General features: G+C 73.5%; 6 protein-coding genes. 2 read left to right on the top strand and 4 right to left on the bottom strand.

Annotated elements, in window-relative coordinates; translation table 11 throughout:
* The 4 genes from DQW06_RS05705 to DQW06_RS05690 form a co-directional block, all read right to left on the bottom strand.
* Positions 1-424 (bottom strand): ATP-binding cassette domain-containing protein (locus DQW06_RS05705; protein WP_157983352.1); only part of this gene is annotated, 424 nt, incomplete at its 3' end.
* Positions 421-1,182 (bottom strand): ABC transporter permease, encoded by a 762-nt coding sequence (locus DQW06_RS05700; protein ID WP_117198096.1) that lies wholly within the window; start codon positions 1,180-1,182, stop codon positions 421-423. The genes DQW06_RS05705 and DQW06_RS05700, both read right to left, overlap by 4 nt.
* Positions 1,179-2,036 carry an ABC transporter permease subunit gene (locus tag DQW06_RS05695; protein ID WP_013152946.1) on the bottom strand — a complete coding sequence of 286 codons (858 nt, stop codon included), beginning with the start codon at positions 2,034-2,036 and terminating at the stop codon, positions 1,179-1,181. Before DQW06_RS05695 ends, DQW06_RS05700 begins: the two co-directional genes overlap by 4 nt.
* Positions 2,036-3,082: an ABC transporter substrate-binding protein gene (locus tag DQW06_RS05690; RefSeq protein ID WP_013152947.1), complete on the bottom strand. Its 1,047-nt coding sequence runs from the start codon at positions 3,080-3,082 to the stop codon at positions 2,036-2,038. Before DQW06_RS05690 ends, DQW06_RS05695 begins: the two co-directional genes overlap by 1 nt.
* A gap of 219 nt (positions 3,083-3,301) precedes the next feature.
* On the opposite strand from DQW06_RS05690, the gene DQW06_RS05685 reads away from it, so the two are divergent.
* Together DQW06_RS05685 and DQW06_RS05680 are read left to right on the top strand one after the other, a co-directional pair.
* Positions 3,302-4,312, top strand: coding sequence for a LacI family DNA-binding transcriptional regulator (locus tag DQW06_RS05685; RefSeq protein WP_117198095.1), 1,011 nt, complete (start codon positions 3,302-3,304; stop codon positions 4,310-4,312).
* 301 nt (positions 4,313-4,613) lie between these two features.
* Positions 4,614-5,021, top strand: coding sequence for a YciI family protein (locus tag DQW06_RS05680; RefSeq protein ID WP_013152949.1), 408 nt, complete (start codon positions 4,614-4,616; stop codon positions 5,019-5,021).
* The last annotated feature ends 63 nt before the right edge of the window (positions 5,022-5,084 follow it).

Raw genomic sequence — 5,084 nt, 5'->3', positions numbered from 1 at the left:
GCATCTCGGCGACCCGGCGGCGCCTGCGGTCGGCGGGGAGCCGCCGGGCGCGCAGGCCGTAGGCGATGTTGCCCGCCACGCTCAGGTGCGGGAACACCGCGTAGTTCTGCGGGACCAGGCCCACGCCCCGGCGGGCCGGGTCCAGGTGCGTGATGTCGCGTCCACCGAGGCCGATGCCCCCTTCGGCGACCGGGGTGAGCCCCGCCACCGCGCGCAGGGTGCTGCTCTTGCCGCAGCCGGAGGGGCCCACGACGGCCACGGTCTCGTCGGGCAGCACCTCCATCGACACCCCCCGGACGGCCTCGGTGTCTCCGTAGCGGATGGTCAGGTCGGACACGGTGAGGCCGGACGCGCGGGCGGCGTCGTCGGGCGTGGGAGCGGCGGGGTCGGACGCGCGGGTCCCGGGTTCACGGAGATCGGTCACGGAGTGCTCCTCAGGGCGTGCCGCCGGGCCAGCACGATGGCCGTCAGCACCGGGGCGACGAAGGCGATGAAGATGATCGACTGCGCGGACGCGGGTTCGAGCCTCTGGGTGGAGTAGGAGTCGAACAGGGCGAACGGCACGGTGGGCGTGGCGGGCGGATTGACGAAGAAGGAGATGTTGAACTCGCCGAAGGACAGGGCGAAGACCATCGTCATCGCCTGGGTGATGGCGATGAGGCAGCTGGGGACGGTGACCGTGGCCAGCACCCTGGCCGGTCCGGCCCCCAGGCTGCGGGCGACCTGCTCGTTGAGGCGCAGGTCGTCGTCGGCCAGCGCGGGCACCAGGGCGGCCAGGGTGAAGGGCAGCGTGAACACCACGTGGCCCATGACCAGCAGCAGCCCGCTGGGGCGCAGCGCCGCGTAGGCGCTCACCAGGGCGACGCTCAACGCGATGCCCGGCACGGCCAGGGGCACGTTGACCAGGTACCCCGTCAGCCGGGTCAGCGGCGAGGGGTGGCGGGCCACCCACCAGGCCAGCGGACCGCCCAGGGCGAGGTTGAGCACCACCACCAGCGCCGCCACGGCCAGGCTGCGGCCGATGACGGGAGCCAGCGGGGGCCAGGAGTACGCGAACCAGTCCAGCGTGAACCCGCCGCCCCAGGGGCCCTGGGAGAAGTCGACGCTGGTGGCCACCACCAGGGTCGCCAGGATCGGGACGAGGACGAAGGCGCAGACGGCCCAGGTGACGACGCGGTTCACGAGGCCACCGCCCGTCCGACCAGGCGGCCCAGGCCGCGGCCGAGGACCAGCGCGGCGACGGCCATGGCCGCCAGCAGCACCGCCAGGGTGGAGGAGGCGGCCAGGCGGTAGCCGGTGGTCAGTTCGTTGGCGACGTTGAGCGGGAGCAGGCGGATCCCCTCCGAGAGCGTGGCGACCGTGCCGTACCCGCCCAGGGCGATCGCCGCCGCCGTGCCCCCGGTCTCGATGAGCGCGGGCAGCAGCAGGGGCAGGGTGACCGTGAACAGCACCCGCACCCTGGAGGCGCCCAGGGTGCGGGCGCTCTCGGTGAGCGAGGGCGCAAGCCCGGCCGCGGCGGCACGCAGCGGCCCCAGGACCCGGGGCAGCGAGAAGTAGACGTAGGCCACGAGCAGGCCGGGCAGGGTGTAGGCCAGCCCCGCGAAGCCCTCCCACAGCGGCGCGAGCAGCCCGGTCCTGCCGTTGAGCACGATCGCGAAGAACCCGATGATGATGCCGGGCAGGGCGATGGGCAGGGTGAGCAGGGCGTCGGTGGCGGCCCCGCCGCCCCCGGCACGGTCCTGCCGTGCCTGGTGCAGGACGACGGGGACGGCGATCACGAGCGTGGCCAGGACCGCCACCCCGGCGACCAGCGCCGACGCGGCCAGCGACTCGCGCACGGCCGCCGAGGACAGGGCGTCGGCGTAGTGCTCCAGGGTGGGGCCCCCGTCGGCCGGGGACCGGCCCAGGCCCAGGGAGTTGGCCACCAGCACCGCGACCGGGTAGGCGCTGAACAGGCAGACGAGGGTGAGCGCCGGGAGCGCCGCGGACCACGGGGGCGGTGTGCCGCGGCGCACGCGCGCGGTACCGGGGGACACTAGAAGCCGACCTCGCTCTGGTACAGGTCGATGAACTCCTGCTGCCGCTCGCCCTGTTCGAGGTAGTCGATGGTGATCGCGCGCTCGTAGTCGGACTCGGGCAGGACCCGGTCGGCGAGCTCCTCGGGCATCTGGCCGACCACCGGGCGCATGTAACCGTCCGCGAAGAGGCCCTGGCCCTGCTCGGAGAAGTAGAAGTCCAGCAGCTCCCTGCCGTTGTCGGCGTTGGGGGCGCCCTCGACCAGGCCGACGATGTAGGGGATCTGCAGCGATCCCTCCTCGGGGATGACGACGCTGACGTCGGCGCCCTCGTCGCGGAGCTTGTAGCCGTTGAAGTCGGTGTCGATGAGGATGGGGATCTCGCCCTGGGCGACCTTGGCGGTGGCGGTCTGGGCGGAGGTGGAGGCGCCGTTCTCCTTCAGCTCGGCCAGGTAGTCCAGACCCGGCCCCCAGTCGGTCAGGTCGCCGCCGAGCGCGTGGTTGACCGCCGTCGCGGCGGAGTAGCCCACGGCCGCCTGGGTGGGGTCGAGGTAGCCGACCTTGCCCTCGTAGGCGGGGTCGAGGAGGTCCTCCCAGCTGCTCGGCACGGGCGCGCCGTCCAGGTGGTCCTCGTTGACGATGAAGGCGATGGTGCCGGTGTGGACGGCCGTCCAGTTCCCGTCGGGATCGCGCAGGTCCTCGGGGACCTCCTCCGCGCCCTCGGGCACGTAGGACTGCAGGACCCCGGCCTCCACGAGCTGTCCGGCGAAGGCGATGCCGGTGTAGGCGACGTCGGCGACGGGCGCGCCCTTCTCGGCCTGGAGCGCGGCCAGGGCCTGCCCGGAGTTCTTCGGGTCGTTGGGGGCCTGGATCCCGGTCCGCTCGGTGAAGGCGGCCAGGACCTCGCCGTAGTTGCCCCACTCGGCGGGGGAGTTGTAGGTGATGACGGTGCCGCCGTCGCCGGTGGCCGCGGCCGGGGGCAGGTCGGCGTTGCCGCAGGCGGTCATGGCGAGGACGGAGGTGATCGCGGCGGCGCTCAGGACGCCGCGTCCGCGGGTGAGGGTCATGGGGACTCCGGGTTCGGGGTCAGCGGTGCCCGCCGGACACCGCTGTGCGGAAGTGCGTGATTAAACGATTAATCAGTGCGGTGACCTGTTGTTTCGCAAACGGTGACCGGAGGCCGAACACCGGTGGAACAGCGTCCCGCGCCCTCGACCCGGCGGTGCCCGCCCCGAGCGGGCGCGCGGTACTTTCGAGTCCACGGTCACAGCCCCCCGAGGAGAGCCATGCCTGAACCGACCAAGCGCGCGACCCTGCGGGACGTCGCGGCGGGGGCGGGCGTCTCGGTCGCCCAGGCCAGCTTCGCCCTCAACGGCACCGGCCGCGTGGCCGCCGCGACCGCCGAGCGGGTCCGCCGGATCGCCGCGGAACTCGACTACCAGGCCGACGGCCGGGCCCGGGCGCTGCGCACTGGTCGGCGCTCCGCCTACGGCGTGGTGATCCGCAACATGCGCAACCCCTTCTTCCTGGACGTGCTGCGCGGCATGGAGACCGTCGCGCACCGCGAGGGGGCGCTCCTGCTGATCATGAGCTCGGACTACGACCAGGAGCGGGAGAGCGCCGCGCTGCGCAGGCTCGCCGCCGAGGCGGTCGCCGGGATCGCCATCGCGCCCATCGGGCGGCGCGACCGCCTCCTGGAGTGGATGGACCGCCACTCCCACGTTCCGGTGGTGGCCTTCAACTGCACACCCGAACCCGACCGGGAGGGCGCCGCCAGCCGCCTGTCCACGGCCGGCCCCGACGACGAGGAGGCCGTCGCCCGGGCCGTGGCGCACCTGGCGCAGCGGGGCCACCGCGAGGCCACGCTGCTGATGGCCCCCGAGCACCTGGCCGCCGACTGGGGGCGCGAGGAGGCCTTCCAACGCCACTGCGCCGAGCACGGGGTGGCCGGTTCGGTGGCACGCGGACCCCTGGACTACGAGGCGGTGGCCCGCAGGTCCGCGGAGATGATGGCGCGCCCCGGGCACCGCGCCCTGGTCGTCAACTCCGACCACCTGAGCGCCGCCGTCTACGACGCCGCCCGCTCCCTGGGCCTGCGCGTGGGGCGCGACGTCAGCGTGGTGGGCCACGACGACCTGCCCACCTCGGCCCTGCTGGACCCCGGCCTGACCACGATCGCCGTGGAGCGCGAGGTACTGGGGGAGCGGATCATGAACCTGCTCGTGGAGGGCCCAGGCGCCGCCGTGCGGCTGCCCGTGCGCCTGGTGGAACGGGGGTCGGTGGCGGTCCTGGAGTGAGGCCGCCGACCGTTCCCCCCCGCCGTCGCGGACCGCTCCCCGAGGCGGCGGGGACCTTCGCGGTGCTCCCGGCTTCAGCTGACGGCAGGGCCGACGCACGCGACGAGAAGCGGCTTCCCGCGCCCGTCCGCGGTCCTGCGGCACAGTGGAGGAAGCGGACACCGTGAAATCCGTCGGAAAAAAGTCACCGCGGGATGTCGAGAACCCGCGCGCGGCTCCGTCCCCGGAGTGAACACGGCCCGCGACGGGCCGCACCGCACCCGGCCCGCAGGGGCCACGAGAGCGACCCACGGAGGACATCATGGCCAAGTACCTGCTGCTCAAGCACTACCGAGGCGCACCGGCACCGGTCAACGACGTGCCCATGGACCAGTGGACGCCGGAGGAGGTCTCGGCTCACATGCGGTACATGCGGGACTTCGCCGACCGGCTGGAGGGCACCGGCGAGTTCGTCGACGGCCAGGCGCTCTCCCCGGAGGGCGCGTTCGTCCGCTACGACGGCGAGGGACGGCCGCCGGTCACCGACGGCCCGTTCCCCGAGACCAAGGACCTGATCGCCGGCTGGATGGTGATCGACGTCGAGACCTACGAGCGGGCCGTCGAACTGGCCGGGGAGCTGTCGGCCGCACCCGGGGCGGGCGGGAAGCCGATCCACGAGTGGCTGGAGGTGCGCCCGTTCCTGACCGCGCCCCCGACCATCACGGAGTGACCCGCCATGGATGAGGCCCTTCTGCGGACCCTCACCCCCACCGTGATCGCCGTCCTCGGCCGC

Source organism: Nocardiopsis sp. TNDT3 (assembly GCF_003427465.1).
In the GTDB taxonomy this organism is placed as follows: Bacteria; Actinomycetota; Actinomycetes; order Streptosporangiales; family Streptosporangiaceae; genus Nocardiopsis; species Nocardiopsis dassonvillei.
Note: the sequence above shows the minus strand (reverse complement) of the source record. Positions and strands in the feature narration are given on the sequence as shown.